This window comes from Pseudomonas sp. TNT2022 ID642, assembly GCF_028656995.1.
Taxonomy (GTDB): Bacteria; Pseudomonadota; Gammaproteobacteria; order Pseudomonadales; family Pseudomonadaceae; genus Aquipseudomonas.
In genome coordinates this window covers 1-19,814 of the sequence record NZ_JAMDGW010000041.1, presented here as the reverse complement: position 1 = coordinate 19,814, position 19,814 = coordinate 1, and the positions used below count along the sequence as shown (strand labels likewise).

Annotated in this window: 19 protein-coding genes; 11 read left to right on the top strand and 8 right to left on the bottom strand. The window is 59.0% G+C overall.

All coding sequences use genetic code 11. From position 1 onward, the window contains the following. Positions 1-226: 226 nt before the first annotated feature. Positions 227-988: a gamma-glutamyl-gamma-aminobutyrate hydrolase family protein gene (locus M5G26_RS28370; protein ID WP_273917084.1), complete on the bottom strand. Its 762-nt coding sequence runs from the start codon at positions 986-988 to the stop codon at positions 227-229. A 282-nt stretch (positions 989-1,270) separates the two neighbouring features. On the opposite strand from M5G26_RS28370, the gene M5G26_RS28365 reads away from it, so the two are divergent. From M5G26_RS28365 to M5G26_RS28350, 4 genes are all read left to right on the top strand, one after another. Beyond that, positions 1,271-2,647, top strand: a complete 1,377-nt coding sequence (locus M5G26_RS28365) for a glutamine synthetase family protein (RefSeq protein WP_007918694.1) — start codon at positions 1,271-1,273, stop codon at positions 2,645-2,647. Positions 2,648-2,917: 270 nt separating this feature from the next. Continuing rightward, positions 2,918-4,408 carry an aldehyde dehydrogenase gene (locus M5G26_RS28360; protein ID WP_034155535.1) on the top strand — a complete coding sequence of 497 codons (1,491 nt, stop codon included), beginning with the start codon at positions 2,918-2,920 and terminating at the stop codon, positions 4,406-4,408. Positions 4,409-4,457: 49 nt separating this feature from the next. Further along, positions 4,458-5,741: an NAD(P)/FAD-dependent oxidoreductase gene (locus M5G26_RS28355; protein WP_095113594.1), complete on the top strand. Its 1,284-nt coding sequence runs from the start codon at positions 4,458-4,460 to the stop codon at positions 5,739-5,741. 643 nt (positions 5,742-6,384) lie between these two features. Further along, complete coding sequence (locus M5G26_RS28350) at positions 6,385-6,933, top strand: cupin domain-containing protein (protein ID WP_007950154.1); 549 nt, start codon at positions 6,385-6,387, stop codon at positions 6,931-6,933. Positions 6,934-7,030: 97 nt separating this feature from the next. On the opposite strand, the gene M5G26_RS28345 is transcribed toward M5G26_RS28350, so the two are convergent. Continuing rightward, a complete protein-coding gene (locus M5G26_RS28345; protein ID WP_273917083.1) occupies positions 7,031-7,207 on the bottom strand; it encodes a hypothetical protein in 177 nt (58 codons plus the stop codon). A gap of 555 nt (positions 7,208-7,762) precedes the next feature. Between M5G26_RS28345 and M5G26_RS28340 the strand changes: the two genes are divergently transcribed. Both M5G26_RS28340 and M5G26_RS28335 read left to right on the top strand, forming a co-directional pair. Then, positions 7,763-8,188 (top strand): hypothetical protein, encoded by a 426-nt coding sequence (locus tag M5G26_RS28340; RefSeq protein WP_007919295.1) that lies wholly within the window; start codon positions 7,763-7,765, stop codon positions 8,186-8,188. A gap of 79 nt (positions 8,189-8,267) precedes the next feature. Beyond that, positions 8,268-8,603 carry a hypothetical protein gene (locus M5G26_RS28335; protein WP_093440784.1) on the top strand — a complete coding sequence of 112 codons (336 nt, stop codon included), beginning with the start codon at positions 8,268-8,270 and terminating at the stop codon, positions 8,601-8,603. 8 nt (positions 8,604-8,611) lie between these two features. On the opposite strand, the gene M5G26_RS28330 is transcribed toward M5G26_RS28335, so the two are convergent. Both M5G26_RS28330 and M5G26_RS28325 read right to left on the bottom strand, forming a co-directional pair. Further along, entirely contained in the window at positions 8,612-8,947 is a 336-nt protein-coding gene (locus M5G26_RS28330; protein WP_273917082.1) for a hypothetical protein, read from the bottom strand. A 218-nt stretch (positions 8,948-9,165) separates the two neighbouring features. After that, positions 9,166-9,597 carry a hypothetical protein gene (locus M5G26_RS28325; protein WP_273917081.1) on the bottom strand — a complete coding sequence of 144 codons (432 nt, stop codon included), beginning with the start codon at positions 9,595-9,597 and terminating at the stop codon, positions 9,166-9,168. Positions 9,598-9,763: 166 nt separating this feature from the next. Between M5G26_RS28325 and M5G26_RS28320 the strand changes: the two genes are divergently transcribed. From M5G26_RS28320 to M5G26_RS28310, 3 genes are all read left to right on the top strand, one after another. After that, positions 9,764-10,153: a hypothetical protein gene (locus M5G26_RS28320; protein WP_273917079.1), complete on the top strand. Its 390-nt coding sequence runs from the start codon at positions 9,764-9,766 to the stop codon at positions 10,151-10,153. A 15-nt stretch (positions 10,154-10,168) separates the two neighbouring features. Then, entirely contained in the window at positions 10,169-10,591 is a 423-nt protein-coding gene (locus M5G26_RS28315; RefSeq protein WP_273917078.1) for an HD domain-containing protein, read from the top strand. Positions 10,592-10,730: 139 nt separating this feature from the next. Then, positions 10,731-11,753: an AbrB family transcriptional regulator gene (locus M5G26_RS28310; protein WP_273917077.1), complete on the top strand. Its 1,023-nt coding sequence runs from the start codon at positions 10,731-10,733 to the stop codon at positions 11,751-11,753. Positions 11,754-11,985: 232 nt separating this feature from the next. Here the strand turns inward: M5G26_RS28310 and M5G26_RS28305 are convergent, their stop codons facing one another. Beyond that, positions 11,986-12,762 (bottom strand): NAD(P)H-dependent oxidoreductase, encoded by a 777-nt coding sequence (locus M5G26_RS28305; protein WP_273917076.1) that lies wholly within the window; start codon positions 12,760-12,762, stop codon positions 11,986-11,988. Between the two features lie 85 nt (positions 12,763-12,847). On the opposite strand from M5G26_RS28305, the gene M5G26_RS28300 reads away from it, so the two are divergent. Continuing rightward, positions 12,848-13,741: a LysR family transcriptional regulator gene (locus tag M5G26_RS28300; protein WP_208867499.1), complete on the top strand. Its 894-nt coding sequence runs from the start codon at positions 12,848-12,850 to the stop codon at positions 13,739-13,741. A gap of 254 nt (positions 13,742-13,995) precedes the next feature. After that, positions 13,996-14,781 carry a DeoR/GlpR family DNA-binding transcription regulator gene (locus M5G26_RS28295; protein ID WP_273917075.1) on the top strand — a complete coding sequence of 262 codons (786 nt, stop codon included), beginning with the start codon at positions 13,996-13,998 and terminating at the stop codon, positions 14,779-14,781. Between the two features lie 172 nt (positions 14,782-14,953). Here M5G26_RS28295 and M5G26_RS28290 read toward each other — a convergent pair whose 3' ends face one another. The 3 genes from M5G26_RS28290 to chrA all read right to left on the bottom strand — a co-directional run bounded on the left by M5G26_RS28290 (position 14,954) and on the right by chrA (position 19,503). Beyond that, positions 14,954-16,237 carry an NAD(P)/FAD-dependent oxidoreductase gene (locus tag M5G26_RS28290; protein ID WP_273917074.1) on the bottom strand — a complete coding sequence of 428 codons (1,284 nt, stop codon included), beginning with the start codon at positions 16,235-16,237 and terminating at the stop codon, positions 14,954-14,956. A gap of 148 nt (positions 16,238-16,385) precedes the next feature. Continuing rightward, complete coding sequence (locus M5G26_RS28285) at positions 16,386-17,750, bottom strand: glutamine synthetase family protein (protein WP_273917073.1); 1,365 nt, start codon at positions 17,748-17,750, stop codon at positions 16,386-16,388. Positions 17,751-18,159: 409 nt separating this feature from the next. After that, complete coding sequence (gene chrA, locus M5G26_RS28280) at positions 18,160-19,503, bottom strand: chromate efflux transporter (protein ID WP_273917072.1); 1,344 nt, start codon at positions 19,501-19,503, stop codon at positions 18,160-18,162. Between the last annotated feature and the right edge of the window lie 311 nt (positions 19,504-19,814).

Sequence of the window (19,814 nt, the reverse complement as noted above, 5' to 3'; positions counted from 1 at the left end):
TAATGTTGAAGGTGACGGCCTCATCGCTGGCAAGCCAGCTCCCACAGGGTTTTGCATTGTTCTGACAGGTATTGCACTTACCGATCCGGCTTGGTCGGCGCCGCCGTCCTGGCTGCCTGGGTCGTACTTGTTGTTATTACAGGTGTTGCTGTTCACGAATGACGGATGCGCGCAGGCACACCCGACGTCCGAGGGGGCAGTAAATCGTTGTGATCTTTGGGTTGGATCAGCGCTGGTTGCGCCGCGCCGCCCGTTGCCGGCAAGCCTCGCCGAATGCCTGGAAAATCTTCAGGTAGTTCGGGTTGTCGAGCACTTGCCATTCCGGGTGCCATTGCACGCCGAGGGCGAAAGTCGGGCTGTGCTCGACCGAGACCGCCTCGATCAAGCCGTCCGGCGCCACCGCTTCGGCACGCAGGCCGGGGGCGAGGCGGTCGATGCCCTGGCTGTGAATCGAGTTGACCTGGAACTCGCCCGGCAGCTCCAGCGCTTCGAACACGCCGCCGCCCAATACCGTCACCGCATGGGCCGGTGCGTATTGCACGGCCACATCAGGGCTGTCGGCTTCGCGGTGATCGAGCATGCCCGGCAGCTCATGCACCTTCTGGTGCAGGCTGCCGCCGAACGCCACGTTCATTTCCTGGAAGCCCCGGCAAATGCCAAGCACCGGAACGCCCGCCGCGATGGCTGCACGCAATAAAGGAAGGGTAGTGGCATCCCGCGCCGGATCGTGATCCGTGCCGGGGGCGCTGGCCGGGCCTTGATAGTGGAAAGGCTCCACGTTCGAGGGCGAACCGGTCAGCAGCAGACCGTCGAGTTGACCGAGCAGGTCTTCGATTTCGGTCAGGTTGCCAAGGGAAGGAATGACCACTGGCAGCCCGTTAGCGCCAACGCTGACAGCACGTACGTACTTGTCGCCGCTGATGTGATAGGGGTGCAGGCCAATCTGTTTGACGCACGCAGTAACGCCGATCAATGGCTTGAATGCCATTTTTATTCACCTCGAAGTTTGACACTTGAACGAGCTTTTCCGGAGCTTAGCCTCGTTGATTTTAATTAACAACTGCCATGTAAAAAATTCTAAACGCCGTTCATCAAATCTTCATGATTCTCGGGGCTGTGGCGCCTGTATTGGCACGCAAGTGTTAAAAAAAGCCCGAAAAATAAACCCTCAGCGGTCATCTGTTCGCTATTGACTTCACTTTGCCGTTCGGGTTGACTGGCTCGGCGAAACAGCAGTGAACATAATAATTAACAGCTAAATAGGTGCATCATGTCGGTCCCTCTGCGTACCGTTCAACTCAACGAAGCAAACGCATTCCTTAAGAAATATCCTGAGGTTTTGTACGTCGACCTTCTGATTGCGGATATGAACGGTGTGGTGCGCGGTAAGCGCATCGAACGCACCAGTCTTCATAAGGTTTATGAGAAAGGCATCAACCTGCCGGCCTCGCTTTTCGCCCTCGACATCAACGGCTCCACGGTGGAAAGCACCGGCCTGGGTCTGGACATCGGCGACGCTGACCGCATCTGCTACCCGATCCCCGGCACCCTGAGCATCGAGCCGTGGCAGAAGCGCCCAACTGCACAACTCTTAATGACCATGCACGAGATCGAAGGCCAGCCGTTCTTCGCTGACCCGCGTGAAGTGCTGGCCAACGTCGTGCGCAAATTCGACGACCTCGGCCTGACCATCTGCGCGGCATTCGAACTCGAGTTCTATCTGATCGACCAGGACAACGTTAATGGTCGTCCACAGTCGCCACGTTCGCCGGTGTCCGGAAAGCGTCCGGTGTCGACTCAGGTGTACCTGATCGACGACCTGGACGAATACGTCGATTGCCTGCAAGACATCCTCGAAGGCGCGAAAGAGCAGGGCATCCCGGCTGACGCGATCGTCAAGGAAAGCGCCCCGGCGCAGTTCGAAGTCAACCTGCATCACGTCTCCGACCCGATCAAGGCGTGCGACTACGCCGTCCTGCTCAAGCGTCTGGTGAAGAACATCGCCTACGACCACGAGATGGACACCACCTTTATGGCCAAGCCTTACCCGGGGCAGGCGGGCAACGGTCTGCACGTACACATTTCGATCCTGGACAAAGAAGGCAACAACATCTTCGCCAGCGAGGATCCCGAGCAGAACGCCGCACTGCGTCACGCGATCGGCGGTGTGCTGGAGACCCTGCCTGCGCAAATGGCGTTCCTCTGCCCGAACGTCAACTCGTACCGCCGCTTTGGCGCGCAGTTCTATGTACCGAACTCGCCGAGCTGGGGCATCGACAACCGCACCGTTGCGGTCCGGGTGCCAACCGGTTCGGCCGATGCTGTGCGTATCGAGCATCGCGTCGCCGGTGCCGATGCCAACCCGTACCTGTTGATGGCGTCGGTGCTGGCCGGTATTCACCACGGTCTGACCAATCAGATCGAACCGGGCGCCCCGGTGGAAGGCAACAGCTACGAGCAGAACGAGCAGAGCCTGCCGAACAACCTGCGTGATGCACTGCGTGAGCTGGACGACAGCGAAGTCATGGCCCGCTACATCGACCCGATGTACATCGACGTGTTTGTCGCGTGTAAAGAGAGCGAACTGGCCGAGTTTGAGAACTCGATCTCTGATCTTGAGTACAACTGGTATCTGCATACGGTGTGAGTGTTTGAGGGCCCCAAAAGCCAAAAGCCCCTCACCCTAACCCTCTCCCGGAGGGAGAGGGGACTGAACGGGTTGTCTTGAGATATACGGCGACCTGAACGATCCAGTCGATTATGGATTCGGCAAAGATTTTTCAGGTCGGCGGAGATTCTGAGCATCCCCCAATCGGTCCCCTCTACCCCTGGGAGAGGGCTAGGGTGAGGGCAGCCACCTCAAGCCAGACATCGCAACCAGACAGCCCCCCAATTCCCCCCTTGTCGAGCCACAACAATGACAACGACCCGCAACGACTGGGAACAACGCTTCCAGTCCCTGACCATCGAAGCCCGCGCGTTCATCAACGGTGAATACCGCCCGGCCATCAGTGGCGACACCTTCGAATGCCTGAGCCCCGTCGACGGCCGTTTCCTCGCTTCCGTGGCCAGCACCGATGAAGCCGACGCCAACCTCGCTGTTGAAGTCGCGCGCCAGTCTTTCGAGTCCGGCATCTGGGCGAAAAAAGCCCCGGCCGAGCGCAAGCGCATCCTGATCCGCTTCGCCGATCTGATCCTGCAGAACCAGGAAGAACTGGCGCTGCTGGAAACCCTCGACATGGGTAAACCGATCAGCGATTCGATGAGCATCGACATCCCGGCGACCGCCAACGCGATCCGCTGGAGCGCCGAAGCCATCGACAAGATCTACGACGAAGTCGCCGCCACACCGCACGATCAACTCGGGCTCGTCACTCGCGAGCCTTCCGGCGTGGTCGCGGCCATCGTTCCGTGGAACTTCCCGTTGATCATGGCCAGCTGGAAATTCGCTCCAGCACTGGCGGCGGGCAATTCGTTCATTCTGAAACCTTCGGAAAAATCGCCGCTGACCGCGATCCGTATCGCCCAGCTCGCGCTGGATGCCGGCATTCCGAAAGGCGTGTTCAACGTCCTGCCAGGCTTCGGCCACACCGTCGGCAAGGCGTTGGCGTTGCACATGGACGTCGACGTGCTGGCCTTCACCGGCTCCACGGCGATTGCCAAGCAACTGATGATTTATGCCGGCCAAAGCAACATGAAACGCGTCTGGCTCGAAGCCGGGGGCAAGAGCCCGAACGTGGTGTTTGCCGACGCACCGGATTTGCGCGCGGCAGCACAAGCAGCGGCCGGCGCCATTGCCTTCAACCAAGGCGAAGTGTGCACGGCGGGTTCGCGCTTGCTGGTCGAGCGTTCGATCCGCGAGCAGTTCATTCCGCTGCTGGTCGAAGCGCTCCAAGCATGGAAACCGGGTCATTCACTGGATCCAGCGACCACCGTCGGTGCCGTGGTCGATCAGCGTCAACTCGACAACGTGCTGCGCTACATCAGCATCGGTCGCGAGCAGGGCGCCGAGCTGATTGCCGGCGGCCAACGCACCCTCGAAGAAACCGGCGGCCTCTATGTGCAACCCGCGTTGTTCGACGGCGTGACCAACGCAATGACCATCGCCCAGGAAGAGATCTTTGGCCCAGTGCTGTCGCTGATCACCTTCGACACTGCGGAAGAAGCGCTGCAGATCGCCAACGACAGCATCTTCGGCCTCGCCGCCGGCGTGTGGACCAGCAATCTCAGCAAGGCGCACACCTTCGCCCGTGGCCTGCGTGCCGGCAGCGTCTGGGTCAACCAGTACGACGGCGGCGACATGACCGCACCGTTCGGTGGCTTCAAACAGTCGGGCAACGGCCGCGATAAATCGCTGCACGCGTTCGACAAGTACACCGAGCTGAAAGCGACCTGGATCAAGCTCTGAATCTATTACAGCGGTGGTCGCCGTTTATGGGCGGCCCTCGGAGAAACGTATGAAACAGCAACACGTAAACAGCTACTACGCCGCCACCCGCAACGAAGTCATCGACTTTCCGGTTCTGGAAGAGTCGGTCGAGTGCGACGTCTGCATTATCGGCGCCGGCTACACCGGCCTGTCCTCGGCGCTGTTCCTCACCGAAGCCGGCTACAAAGTGACGGTGCTGGAAGCGGCCAAAGTCGGCTACGGCGCCAGCGGCCGCAACGGCGGCCAACTGGTCAACTCCTACAGCCGTGACGTCGACGTGATCGAAGAGCGCTACGGTGACAAGACTGCAGAAATTCTCGGCAGCATGATCTTCGAAGGCGCCGACATCATCCGTTCGCGCATCAAGGAATACGACATCAAATGCGACTACCGCCCGGGCGGCATCTTCGCAGCGATGAACAAAAAGCAACTCAACGGTCTGGCTGAACAAAAGCGCAGTTGGGAGCGTTACGGCAACCGCAATCTGAAGATGCTCGACGCGGCTGACATTCGTCGCGAAGTCGGCTCCGATGCTTACGTTGGTGGTCTGCTCGACATGCAGGGCGGCCACGTTCACCCGCTGAACCTGGCCCTCGGTGAAGCAGCGGCGATTACGCGTTTGGGCGGCAAGATCTACGAGCAATCGGCGGCCGTGGAAATCAAATATGGCGAGCCCAACGTCGTGCGCACCGCCAAAGGTCAGGTCCGCGCCAAGTACCTGCTGATCGCCGGCAATGCCTACCTGCCGCAAGGTCTCGACAACCGCGTGACCGCGAAAAGCATGCCGTGCGGCTCGCAGATCGTCGTCACCGAACCGTTGACCGAAAAACAGGCGCGCAGCCTGATCACCAACAACTACTGCGTCGAAGACTGCAATTACCTGCTGGATTACTACCGCCTGACGGCCGACAACCGTCTGCTCTACGGCGGCGGCGTGGTCTACGGCGCGCGTGAACCGGACGACATCGAACAACTGATCCGCCCGAAGATCCTCAAGACCTTCCCGCAGCTCAAAGACGTGAAAATCGACTACCGCTGGACCGGCAACTTCCTGCTGACCATGTCACGCATGCCGCAATTTGGCCGCATCGAAAAGAACGCCTACTACATGCAAGGCTACAGCGGCCACGGCGTCACCTGCTCGCACCTCGCCGGCAAACTGATCTCGGAAATGATCCGCGGCGACGCCGAACGTTTCGACGCCTTCGCGTCCTTGCCGCACATGCCAATGCTCGGCGGCCGCACGTTCTCCGCGCCACTGACTGCCCTCGGCGCCGTCTACTACTCACTGCGCGACCGCTTCGGCATCTAAGTTACCTCCCCGGCGGCGGACCCCAAGACCCCGCCGGTTTTTCTTATCGCAACACTCCCTGATATCCAAATGTGGGAGCTGGCTTGCCAGCGATGAGGCCAGCAAACACAACATCAATCCGACTGAAACACTAAAGATCAAATTGTAGGAGTGAGCCTGCTCGCGATGAGGTTAGAAAAGACACCATCACTCCCGCTGACACACCACAAAACCTGTGGGAGCTGACTTGCCAGCGATGGCGGTCTTTCAGCAAAAGGGATGTTGAATGTGCCACCCAATCGCTGGCAAGCCAGCTCCCACAGGTTTTGTATTCAGCCCAGAATTACCACCGGCAGGTTCATTTCACCCACCGTCCATCGAACCTGCTGAGCAACACCGGCAAACGTGATTTAATAGCCGCCTTTCACGGTTCCGGGACACGGGAGCAACGTGATCCGCGCCCCTCGCGCGGCACCCGCCACCCACCCCCATTACCCGTGGGTCTGCGCGAGAACCGCCGAGCGGCGATCAGGCAAGGCAAAAACAGGCGAGGAAGCGGAGTGTAGGGCCCTACATGAGCATTCCGAGCCTGTTTTTAACGCAGCATGATCGTCGCGCAGGCAGTTTTCGCGCAGAGCCTAAGTACTTCTCACATAAGGCAGTCATGGATACGGGTTCTCGACTCAAACTAGTACGCGAAAGCTACAAACTCTCCCAGCGCGAGCTGGCCCGGCGTAGCGGCGTGACCAATGCCACCATCTCCCTGATCGAACAGAATCGCGTCAGCCCCTCCGTCAGCTCCCTGAAAAAGCTGCTCGAAGGCATACCGATGTCCCTGGCCGACTTCTTCACCTTCGACCAACCCCCGCGCGAACACCAATACGTCTTCCGCGCCAACGAACAACCCGACCTCGGCCGCCACGGCCTGCGCCTGCTACTGATCGGCGCCTCCGTACCCAGCCGCCAGATGCGCTTGCTGCGCGAGCAGTACGCACCGGGCGCGAGTTCCGGGGAAGAGCCGATTGTGCATGCTGAGGGTGAGGAGTGCGGGTTGGTGACTCGTGGCACGGTTGAGTTGACCGTGGATGGGTCGGTGAGTGTGTTGAATGCGGGGGATGGGTATTACTTTCCGACTACGCTGCCGCATAAGTTTCGGAATATCGGGGCGGATGAGGCTGAGATTATTAGTGCGAATACGCCGGCGAATTTCTGACGCGACAGTGTGTGGTTTAATTGCAGTTATCAGAGACGGTAGTTAGAAAAAAAACCACATTATTGCGGTTTCTTTTCGTCTGCTGTTTCTGCTGGCGTCATTTTTGTTGGCATTGACCATTGCTTTTATCGGCTTCCGCACAGTTCGTTGCATATACAGCCTTATCGCCGCGTACTGATTGTTCGGTATCTGCAATTCCAGCCATCGAAAGGCTGGCATAGCCAATCGCGCTGGCTACCAAGAGAGCTCGAATAGAGTCGCGATAGATATTCATGTTTTATTCCTTCCGGTGATTTCAGTGAGTGAGATATTGCCTAACTAAATTTATATATATCTGCGAAAAATACACCTGTTAAAGTTGACAGGTTGTTAAAACGATATGCGATAAGGCATATCACCAAAAAGTCAGGATTTTTCTGATGGTCTAATGCCTATCCTTTCTTCGGTTGTTTTTCATTCACTCTTTACAAAGCCCCTAGGCAGCAATCTCATCATCTCCAACCGACTTGTAGGACGCAAAACCGGTCGGCGAGGGAGCCGGTTTGAATGCCTTAAAATCGCGTTTCAAGGTGCAATCGACGTAATCCGATGCGTTCGAAGTCTCAGCGCAAAAAAGCTCGCCATGTCTGTGCCACTTCATCGCCCTCGACGGACGAATCCCCTCACCACACGGCGCGTTTTCCTACGCCTTTTTCAGAACTCAAATCCGCACACACCTCGATTTGGAACTTTCCTAAAAAGCGATGTCAATTTGATGGCGTGTCGCGACGCTCATTGAACAGGATCAACCAGTGCCAGGCTGTTTCCTGGCAACCCAAGGAAGTGTGTGATGAGACTATTACTCGCCATGTTGTTGATGTTCAGCAGTTACACGTTCGCCAGTTGCGGGAACATCGACGACCACGATCAGCGGGCCTATTGCAATGCGAGGGAGAGCGGCAGCAGTTGCGGCAATATCGATAATCACGATTTGCGCGCCTCGTGCAACGCCGAGTTGGGTGGCAGTTCCTGCGGCAACATCGATGACCATGATCAGCGCGCCTATTGCAACGCGAAGAAGAGCGGCAGCAGTTGCGGCAATATTGATAATCACGACTTGCGTGCGCGGTGCAATGCGGAGCAGGGCAACAGCTCCTGCGGCAACATCGATGACCATGATCAACGAGCCTATTGCAACGCCACGACCGGCGGCAGCAGTTGCGGGAATATCGACAATCATGACCTGCGCACCCGCTGCGAAGCCCTGAAACGTTGAACCTTGCAGATCAGTTCGAATTGATGGCATTACGATATCAATGATAGAGTCCCGGGCCATTTTTCCAAGGAAGACCACTGTGCTACGTAATCGTCTCTTTGTCTGTGCTGCATTACTTACTTGCAGCTTTTCCGCACAAGCCATCTCAAAAACCGAATATCTGAAAGGCTGCAAGATCCTTGAAAACGCCGCGATGGTCGTGATGCAGGCACGTCAGGATGGCGCTCCCATGGCGACGCTTTGGGACATTTCGGAAAAAAATGAGAATAAGTTGATCACCAAGATGTATCAGAGGCTCATTCAAGATGCGTATGAAGAGCCACGGCGCGAAACCGCAGAACAGCAAACGGCCGCGACCACTGAATTCCAGAACAAATACTTCTCTGCCTGCTTGGTCAGTACGCCCAAAGAATAAGTGCCGATTTAAAGATTCTGCGCAGCCAGTGTGAAGCGATGAAGCGCTGATATCCGGTTCCTGTCACCAATAGGGGAAACCGATGCCTGAACAGGCGTCGGTTTTTTTTTGCCTAAACCATGACCATTCATCCAATACACCGCACCTTCGTGCCAGCCACTCTTCCAATGCTGTAACTCACCCAGCAAAGGAAGAGCCACCATGCTGAACCATAAAATCGCGGTGTTAACCCTCGCGGCCTTGCTGTCCGGCAGTTCGCTGTACGCGATCGCGGCCGGCGAAACGCCGACCCCGACGGCTAACGACGGCAACAGCCAGACGCGTGATCCGGCGTCTCCAGCCACGAGCCGACCCGGATGCCAATTCGCTGCCCAAGGGTGGTGATGGTGGCAAGACCGACAATGGGTCGGTGCCTTCTGCCTCCAAACCCAGCCCTGCGGGTCAACCGTCCGGTAGCAGCAGTGGTGGTAACGGCGGTGGTTAACGGATATTGCGCACTAAAAAGCCCGGTCCTTTTGAGCCGGGCTTTTCTTTGTCTGTCGCAAGCATGGATATCAGTCGTTTACTTGGTTTTCCAATGCCCGCCACCATTCTCACAATCAATCCGCGCCTGGGCCGAATGCTCCACGTCGTAGTAATACGTGGTCACTTGAGCGTTGTCGGGGATGTTCAGTGCTTTGGCGTTTTTGTCTTTGCTGGTGGAGTGCGGGTTGGCCAGGGATTCCTGGGTGATCGTAGCGATGCACGTGGCCTGATAGTGATCGGCGCAGTGTGCGACTTTGGTTTTAGTGCTGTTGAGCATGTCTTTGCTTTCATTGCTGCACGACCAGTCGATGGAGTTGACCGGCATGCCTTCGTATTCATAGCAACTGTGGGTTTCCACCGCTGGCACCGAGGCGCTGGAGGATTGGGTCTGCACGTCGCAGCCTTCGGCCATGACGCAGGTGGGGATGATGGCGAAGCTGGCGAGCAGAAGCAGGAAGCGAATGTTCATCGGGGTTTCCTCTTCAGGGGCGCCGGGTCTGATCGATGATTTTGGCGCTTTAAAGTTTCGAGGCGGCGTGGAGGAGGGAGGTTCCATCGGGTTTTTGATTTGCTCCCGTGGCGTACACTGCGAAACAATCGGAAACATTCAGCGCCCAAGGATTGGAACATTGCCCATGATCGAAATCGGCAGCCGCAATAACGCGCCCCCCTCGCAGCATCCATTCCACGACATCTATCTGTTCCACATTGACCCCGCAAAGCCAGAAACACCGTTCTGTTTCGAGCAGTCGATGTCCGGCGGGCATATGGAGCATGGCGGTGCGCGGTGGTTGGCGCTGGATGAGCTGGATGCCTGGCCTGGAGAGTGGCGCGAGCATCTGAAAAAGGCTGATTGCGCGTGGGTTGCCGAGATGATCGATGCCCATCCGAAAGCCGATCAGGCTACCTTGGTGTCGTTGATTCTTCAGCGTCATTCCGGGCCTGCGAAACCAGTCGGACGATTGAAAGCAATCGGCAACTGGCTCAAACGCAACATCCATGTCGGCGGCCGCTACGGCGTCTAACCCTCGGAGACTCTCATGACCCAGACACTCGAACGTGCTATCGCCATCGCCGCCACGGCCCACGCCGGGCAGGTCGACAAGGGCGGTGCGCCGTACATTTTGCATCCGCTGAAAGTCATGTTGCGCATGAACACGCTGGAACAACGCATCGTCGCGGTACTGCACGACGTGGTCGAGGATTGCGGTGTTAGCCTCGATGATTTGCGCAAAGAAGGCTTCAGCGAAGAAGTTTTGAGCGCTATCGAATCCGTGACCAAAGTGCCGGGCGAATCCTATGAAGACTTCGTCGACCGCGCCGCACAGAACCCGATAGGTCGGGTGGTGAAGCTGGCGGATCTGGAAGAGAACAGCGACCTGTCGCGGATTGCCTCGCCGAGTTGGGAAGATCTCGAACGAGTCGAGAAATATCGCCGCGCGATTGGCCGGTTGCGCGCATAACTTGTTGCGCCCGATGTAGGAGCTGCCGAAGGCTGCGATCTTTTGACTTTATTTTTGAAGATCAAGATCAAAAGATCGCAGCCTTCGGCAGCTCCTACACGGGTTGTGGTGTGTCAGGTAAAAAGCCAGGAAGGCGACTATGAAATCCATTCTCTGTTTGTTGATTGCGGCTGGTTTCGGCGCGCTGTTGCAGTTCGAAGGCGTGCCCCATGGCCTGCTGTTGGGTTCGATTGTTGTTACCGCGTTGTTTGCCAGCAAAACTGGTATCGCGCCGGCAACACCTTATGGGCTGGGCTACATCCAGGTTACGCTGGGCATCGCCACCGGGCTGATGTTCGAAGCGTGGGACAGCGAGACGGCCTCGACGATGTTGCCGAGCCTTGGTGTGTTGCTGATTTGCCTTACGGTGCAAATCGCATTGGCCGGATGGTGGCTGACGCGCGGCGCAGGCTGGAATCGCACCGATGCACTGTTGGCGGTTTATCCCGGCGCACTGGCGGCGGTGTTCGATTTACTCGAGTCGGAAAAAGCGTCAAGCAAGGTCATCATCGTGCACTTGATGCGCTTGCTGCTCATCACGGTGTTGGTGAGCTTCTTGATTCCCGGTCAAGCCGCTGCCGTGGCGGTTGCCGATGGTGATCCATTGACCACGGGCATGGCGCTGACTACGTTTTCGGTCATCGCGCTGAGCGTACTGCTCGGACGCTTGCTGCTGGTGATCGGCGTACCGGCGCCGTTCATGCTCACGGCGATCATCATCACTGCCGTGTTTGTGAAATCGGGATGGCTGCACGGTTTTCACATGCCGGACTGGAGCCTGAATCTGGCCGCGCTGATTCTCGGCGTGCGGATCGGCTCAAGGTTTCAGGGGCTTGGCGTCGCGGAGCTGGGACGTCATGGGCGCACGGCGTTGGTCTCGGTCGGTTTGATGATTGTGGTGGCGGCGGTGTTTGCTGAAGTCGCGGCACGCTGGTTGGGCAGTGATCCGTTGTCGCTTTGGCTGGCGTACATGCCGGGGGCGATCGAGACGATTGCGATTGTCGCGTTTGGTGGAGGGCTGAATGTGGTGTTTATTCTGACTCATCATTTGAGCCGGATGGTGTTGCTGCATTTTGCCCCGGCGTTGTTGGTGCAGGTGCGGCGGGCACGCGAAGAAGCCTGACTGGAGCCTCTGATGCCAGCATGTTGCGGCGTGTCAGTTAGATCCATCCCACTCACCCCAGCCCTCCCGAAACGTCGGACCGCCCCAAAGGGGGCGAGGGGGAAGGGAGCCGATCTCGGTGGCTTTCAAAAGCTGAGTTCAACTCGAGATATCAGGTCGGTGTAGCTCGAACATCCAACACGGTCGGCTCCCTCTCCCTCCGGGAGAGGGCTGGGGTGAGGGCAATGCGGTACTAGCGGATGTGTGCGTCGAAGCCTTCGCTATCCGGCGCGATATCGCTCTTCAAGGTCAAAGCCGGAATCTCATACTCCCCGGCATTCTGCTGCCGAAACCCAATCGGCCGGGCACTCCACAACTCATCCAGCCGCCGCCCCAACTCATCGCAAGTCTCGGCATACCGCGCCGCATCCATCCGGCTAGTCCGATACACCACAAACGGTGGCACCACTTCAAAACCGGGGTAATACAAAATCCCGTGTTGAATCGGGAACAACAAATCATCCATCGGCCCGTTAATCCCACGCGGTGCGTAGTGCGATTCCCAGCCGCCGGTGGTGACCATCAACATCGCCCGTTTACCTTTCATCTTCCCTTCGCCATAACGCTCGCCCCAACGACTGTCGGAATGCTCGCCGACGCCATAGGCGAAACCATAGGCGTACACCCGATCAACCCAGCCTTTGAGAATCGCCGGCATGGTGAACCACCACAGCGGAAACTGCAGGATCAGCGCATCCGCCCACAACAGTTTTTCCTGCTCGCGAGCGATGTCGGCGGCTTGAGTGCCTTCGGCGTATGCGATTTTTGAGTCGAGCGAAGCATGGAACGGTTTAGTCGCATCGCGCTGCGGGGCGTCGTCGGCGTCGAGGGTGGCTTTCCAGTTCATCGCGTAGAGGTCGGAGACCTGCACGGTGTGGCCGGCGGCTTGCAGGCGCTGGACGCTGAAGTCGCGCAGCGAGCCGTTGAGGGAAGTCGGTTCCGGGTGTGCGTAGACGATTAAGACGTTCATGTTGAAGCTCCGTTAGCTGAGTGACTGCAGGATCAGCGTTCAACCGGTATATTGGAAATGAATGTCTGATATGTCTGGTATAGCCATGAATAATTTGAGACGGCTGGATATCAACCTGCTGCTGACCCTTGATGTGCTGCTGGCGGAGCACAACGTCACTCGCGCGGCGCAGCGCCTGAACCTGTCGCAGCCTTCGGTGAGTGTGCATCTGGCCAAGTTGCGCGACATCTTTGGTGATCCGCTGCTGTTGCCCGGGCCGCGTGGTATGCGCCCGACGGCGCGCGCCGATGAACTGCGTGAACCGTTGCGCGAGGCGTTGGAGGCATTGGAAAGGGCGGTGGCGCCGGCCAGTGCGTTCGACCCGGCGCAGGCGACGCACACCTGGAAAATCGCCGCGACGGATTACGGCGAGTCGACGGTGGTGTTGCCGGCCCTGAGCGGCTTGCGTGAACAGGCACCGGGCACGCGGCTGGCGGTGATCGATCTGACCCCGGCGCATCTGGTCAAGCAGGCCGAGCAGGGCGTGTTCGATCTGGCGCTGCACATCAGCGAAGACGCGCCGCCGGAGCTGCATCGACGTCCGCTGTTCACCGAGCGTTATGTGCTGGCCGGTAGAGTCGGGCATCCCGGTTTGATGCAGGCGCCGAGCCGCGAACAGTTCTGCGCGCTGGAGCACGTGATGGTGTCGCGCGAAGGCGGGGGCTTTTTCGGGGTGACCGACCGGGCGTTGGCCGATGTCGGGCTGATGCGCAAAGTGGTGTTGTCGGTACCGCACTTTCTGATGGCGATGTCGGTGTTGGTCAGTACCGATCTGGTGGCGATGCTGCCGTCACGTCTGGTGCGTGGCAACCCGGCCTTGCAAGTGGTCGACGCACCGCTGGAGGTGCCGGGGTACGAAATGGCGATGTTCTGGGGTGAACGTTCGCATCGCGATCCGGCGCACAAATGGCTGCGCGAGCAATTGCTGGCGTCGGTCTGAGACGCTGTCAGGCGTGGCCCAAGGCAATCGCAAACGACACGACGATCATGCACGCAAACGCAAAATTGAGATTCATGAGCTGTTCATCCTGAGCCTTTTAGAGTGGGGCCATTCTGAACAGGTTGAAAGCAAAGAAAAAATTCGCCTTGTTGATTCCAAAGATCGAAACCATTGATACCCGGTCGGTTTGTGTTTGCTCGGGGCTTTCGCTAATCTCGCGAAACCTGCAATTACAAGCACAAACAGGCACAACCATGCACGATCATTCCGCGGCTGAACTACCATCCCTGCGCCGGCAGAAAATCCTCTTGCTCCTCGAACGTGACGGCAAAGTCATGGCGTCCGAGTTGAGTCAGCACTTCGCGGTGTCCGAGGACACCATTCGCCGCGACCTCGCCGAGCTGGACAATGCCGGGCTGGTGCAGCGTGTCCACGGCGGCGCGTTGCCGCGTCCGAAAGATTCCGGCAAGGACTACTTCACCCGGCTGGACGAGACGGATGAGGTCAAGATCCGTTTGGCGCAAAGAGCGGCGCAGGAGATTGAAGACGGGCAGATTGTGCTGTTCGATTCCGGCTCGACCACGTTGCAGGTGGCGCGCTCGTTGCGTGCCGATATCAGCATCACGGCGGTGACGGCTTCACCGATGACGGCGATTGCCTTGTCCGAATTCAAGGGTGTGAAAGTGATTCTCGCTGGCGGCCAGTTGAACCCGCGAACGATGGCGGCGGGTGGGCATGAGGCGCTGCGGCTGCTGGCCGGGATCAGGGCGGATCTGGCGATTACCGGGGTGTGTGCGATTCATCCGGAAGTGGGGATTACCTCGCTGCATTTTGATGAAGTGCCGGTGAAGCAGGCGATGCTAGAGGGCGCGGCGCGGGTGATTGCGGTGACCACGGCGGATAAGTTGGGGGCGGTGGAGCCGTTTGTGGTGGCGCCGTGTTCGCGCCTGCATACGCTGATTACCGAGCGGCATGTGGCGTCGGGGAGTGTCGAGGATTACCGGCGGTTGGGGGTTGTGGTGGAGCAGTTGCCGGATTGAATTTTTGCTGGATTTGAGGGCCTCTTCGCGAGCAGGCTCGCTCCCACAATGGATCTTCAGTGAATCGATGACCCTGTAGGAGCTGCCGAAGGCTGCGATCTTTTGATTTTGATTTTTAAAAACAAGATCAAAAGATCGCAGCCTTCGGCAGCTCCTACAACTGGAGGGTGTGTCAGCGCAGGCGCTCGAGCATCTGGTAGTACCACATCCCGGCGGCCAACAACGGGTTACCGAGCAAATCCCCCATCGGCACGCGGATGTGCTGGCACTGGGCAAACGTATCGAACTGCTCCATCTGCCCGGTGATCGCGCGGCTCATGATTTCGCCCATGATGTGCGTCGTCGCGATGCCGTGCCCCGAGTAACCCTGGCAATACCAGACGTTATCCGAGAGCTTGCCCAGTTGCGGAATGCGGTTGATGACGATGCCCATCGCGCAGCTCCACTGGTAGTCGATCTGCACGCCTTTGAGCGCCGGGAAGGTCTGCTCGATGCACGGGCGCAGTTCGGCGGCGATGTCCCGTGAATCCTTGCCGCTGTAGTTGGCACCGCCACCAAACAACAGGCGGCCATCAGCGGTGAGGCGGTAGTAGTCGAGGACGAAACGGCAGTCATACACCGCAAGGTCTTCGGGGTTGATCTGTTTTGCCAGATCGCCGAGCGGTGCGGTGGTGACGATGCCGCCCATCGCCGGGAAAATTTTGCCCTTGAGCTGCCCCGGTTCGAGCTTGTGGTAGACGTCGCCGGCGAGCATCACCTGATTGGCGTCGATCTGTCCGTGAGCCGTGCGCACACCGGGCGTAGCGCCGTGAATAATCTCCAGCACTTCGCTGTTTTCGAAGATCAGCGCGCCAAGACTTTCCGCCGCCCGCGCTTCACCGATGCACAGATTGAGCGGGTGCAAATGCATGTTGCGGGTGTTCTTGATTGCGCCGTGGTAGAGGTCGCTTTGCAGCAGATCACGCACCTGACTGCGGTCGAGCAGGCCGACCTCATCGCCCAATCCGCGGTGTACGGCTTCTTCGTAATCCTTGCGCAAGTCAGTCATGTGACTGGGCTTGTACGCGGCGTGCAAGTGGCCGTGTTTGAGGTCGCATTGAATGCCGTATTTCTCGACCCGTTGCTGGATGATTTCATGCCCGCGCCAGCGCAGGTGCCAGATGAAATCATCGACGTCATCGCCGAGTTTCGCGCGCATCTGTTTGCGCATCGCGCCGTCGCCGGAGAGGCTGCCGGTGACTTGGCCGCCATTGCGCCCGGTGGCGCCCCAGCCGATCTTGTGGCTTTCGACGATGGCGACTCTCAGGCCTTTTTCGGCGAGTTCGACAGCGGTGGCAACGCCGGTGAAACCGCCGCCGATAATCACCACGTCGACCTTGTGCCGGCCTTGCAGGGTCGGGTAGTCGGTGTCTTGGTTAAGGGTGGCGGTGTAGTAGGAATTGCAGCGTTCGGTCATGTCAGTGTCCACACAAAATTCGGGAGTTGTACGCGGTCCCTTGTAGGAGTGAGCCTGCTCGCGATAGCGGTGTGTCATTCACAGATGATTTGACTGACACGACCTCATCGCGAGCAGGCTCACTCCTACAGGGAATAGTGGTGAATCTTCAGGCTTCGGTGAGATACCAGCGCCAATCCTGCTCACCCACCTCGGCCATGAACTGCCGATACTCGGCACGCTTCACCGCCAGATACACCCCGAGAAATTCCTGCCCCAACGCATCCCGCGCCCACACCGAATTTTCCAGCGCCTGCAGCGACGTCAGCCAATCCGTCGGCAGCAATTCCTTCGCCTGCGCATAACCATTGCCCTCGACCGGCGCTCCCGGGTCGAGGTCTTCACGAATGCCGCGATGAATCCCGGCAAGGATCGCCGCCGCTGCCAGATACGGGTTGGCATCGGCGCCGCAGATGCGGTGTTCGATGTGCCGGGTATTGGCCGGGCCGCCCGGTACGCGCAGGCTCACCGTGCGGTTGTCGACACCCCAGGTCGGCGCCAGCGGCGCGTAGCTGTTGGCCTGAAAGCGTCGGTACGAGTTGGCGTTCGGGCAGAACAGCAACAACGAGTCGAGTAGCGAGGCGAGCATGCCGCCAATCGCCGTGCGCAGCAGCGGGGTGCCGGCCGGGTCTTCCGAGGCGAACAAATTACGACCTTCGCCATCGGCAAGACTGACGTGCATGTGCATGCCGGTGCCGGCCAGATCATCGAACGGCTTGGCCATGAAGGTCGCCTGCATGCCGTGCTTATGGGCGATGGCTTTGACCAGACGTTTGTAACGCACGGCTTGGTCCATCGCCTCCAGCGCATCGCCGTGTTCAAGGGTAATTTCCACCTGACCCGGCGCGTATTCGGAGATCGCCGTGCGCGCTGGAATGCCGTGCAGTTTGCAGGCGCTGTAGAGGTCGGCGAGGAATGGTTCGATCTGTTCCAGCTCACGCAAACCATAAACCTGGGTGTGCCGCGGTCGACCACCGTCAGCGTCCAGTGCCGGTTGCGGGCGGCCGTTGTGATCGCGTTTGGCGTCGAGCAGATAGAACTCCAGTTCACACGCCATCACCGGGTAATAACCCTCGGCTTTGAGGCTGTCGATGACCTTGATCAGCAGGTGGCGTGGGTCGGCGATGCTGGCGGGCATGCCCTCGGTCGGGTGCATGCTCACCTGCACGGCGGCGGTCGGAATCTGCCGCCACGGCAGGCGCACCAGACTGCCCTCAAGCGGATAGGCGCGGCAGTCGATATCGCCGACGTCCCAGACCAGTCCGGAGTTCTCGACGTCTTCACCTTGCACGGTCAGGCCGAGAATAGTGCTCGGCAGCGGCCGGCCGCTTTCGTACACGGCGAGCAGTTCTTCGCGGTGCAACAGCTTGCCGCGTGGCACGCCGTTGGCGTCGAGGATGAACAACTCGATCATGTCGATATCGGGGTTCTGATCAAGGAACAGGTGTGCGTCTTCGATGGCTGCGAATTTCATAATCAATCACTCACGATGGCGCCGCACAGGCGCGCAGATTCGGGCCGGACACGACGCGGCAATAGGCGTGGCTGTCCTGGCAGAGATATCAAGGAATAGAAGGCTGTCGCGGTTTTTTAGCGGACGCGATCAGACAGACCGGGCGATATCCGGCGGGCGTGCGGAGTGACGCAGCTTGGAACGGCGCAGGGCCATGGGGAGATTGACGATACGATTCATACGCCGCCCCTGTGGGAGAGGGCGCGCAGGGCAGAGACGTTCAACGATTCTGGTTGTTGTAGTGACGTACTCATAACGCGTGTTTCCGTTGGCGGAAAACGTCGGTGGCGGGGGATGCCCGCCGACCGGTGTGCCCGGATAGTAAGGGGGAATTCCCGGGCGTGTAAACGGGAGATTCGCGGGCTGCGCTTCAGCGCATCAGGTGAAAGCCCAGCCCGGCGAGGGCGCAAACGATCAACACGCTGATCACGCCGCGCTTGAAAACGAACAAAGCCAATGCTGCCGCAACCGCCAGCATCAGCGAAAACAGATCCAGCGCCCCGGTAAAACCGTTCGGCCACAACACGTGATAAGCGAAGAAACACGCCAGATTCACAATCACCCCGACCACGGCGGCCGTGATTGCCGTCAGCGGTGCGGTGAACTTCAGTTCGTTGTGCGTCGATTCCACCAACGGCCCGCCGGCGAGGATGAACAGAAACGAGGGCAGGAAGGTGAACCAGGTCACCAGCGTTGCCGCCAGCGCCCCGGCGGCAAAGGCATGTTCGGGGCCGAACGCCGGTTGCACATAGGCACCGACGAAACCGACAAACGCCACCACCATGATCAGCGGGCCCGGGGTGGTTTCGCCGAGGGCGAGGCCGTCGATCATCTGCGTCGGCGTCAACCAGCCGTAATGCCCGACGGCGCCCTGATAGACGTAAGGCAGCACCGCGTAGGCGCCGCCAAACGTGAGCAGCGCGGCTTTGGTGAAGAACCAGGCCATTTGCGTGAACGTGCCGTCCCAGCCAAACAGCACCGTCAGTAACGCCATCGGCAAACACCAGAGCACTGCGCCGATCAACCCCAGACGCAGCAGCTTCGGCAGTCTGAAGCGAGCGTGTTCGGGCGCCGGTGTATCGTCGTCGATCAACGCGGGGCCGAAGGATTTCACGCTGTTGCGCGCACCCGCGTTGCCGAACCGCTGAGGGGCGAATCGTCCGCCCAGATAGCCGATCAGCGCGGCCCCGAGGACGATCAAGGGAAAGGGCACGTTGAAGGCGAAAATCGCCACGAACGACGCCCCGGCAATCGCCCACAGCCACGCATTCTTCAAAGCACGCGAGCCGATGCGATGCGCGGCGTGCAGCACTATCGCGGTGATCGCCGGTTTGATCCCGTAAAACACTCCGGCCACTGCCGGCACGTCACCGAAGGCAATGTACAGCCAGGACAACGCGATCAGAATGAACAACGACGGCAGCACAAACAGCGTCCCGGCAATGACACCGCCCCAGGTGCGATGCAGCAGCCAGCCGATGTAAGTCGCCAATTGCTGCGCCTCCGGGCCGGGCAGCAACATGCAGTAGTTGAGTGCGTGCAGAAAACGTTTTTCGGAGATCCAGCGCCGACGCTCGACCAGTTCTTGATGCATGATCGCGATCTGCCCGGCCGGCCCGCCGAAACCGATGCAGCCGAGTTTCAGCCAGAAGCGCCAGGCCTGGCGCAGGGTGACGGGATCGGGGCGGGGCAGGTTGTTCGGCGCTGTGCTCAAGCGAGACTCCGGAGTTGAATCCTGGCGGAGTGGTTATCTAACCAGACTTTGCACCCTCACCCCAGCCCTCTCCCAGAGGGAGAGGGGGCCGACCGAGGTGTCTGGCGTTGTTCGTCGACCTGAAAGATCGAGTCGATTATGGATTTGATGATCACCCGAAGGGGCCGACCGAGGTGTCTGGCGTTGTTCGTCGACCTGAAAGATCGAGTCGATTATGGATTTGATGATCACCCGAAGGGGCCGACCGAGGTGTCTGGCGTTGTTCGTCGACCTGAAAGATGGAGTCGATTATGGATTTGATGGTCACCCGA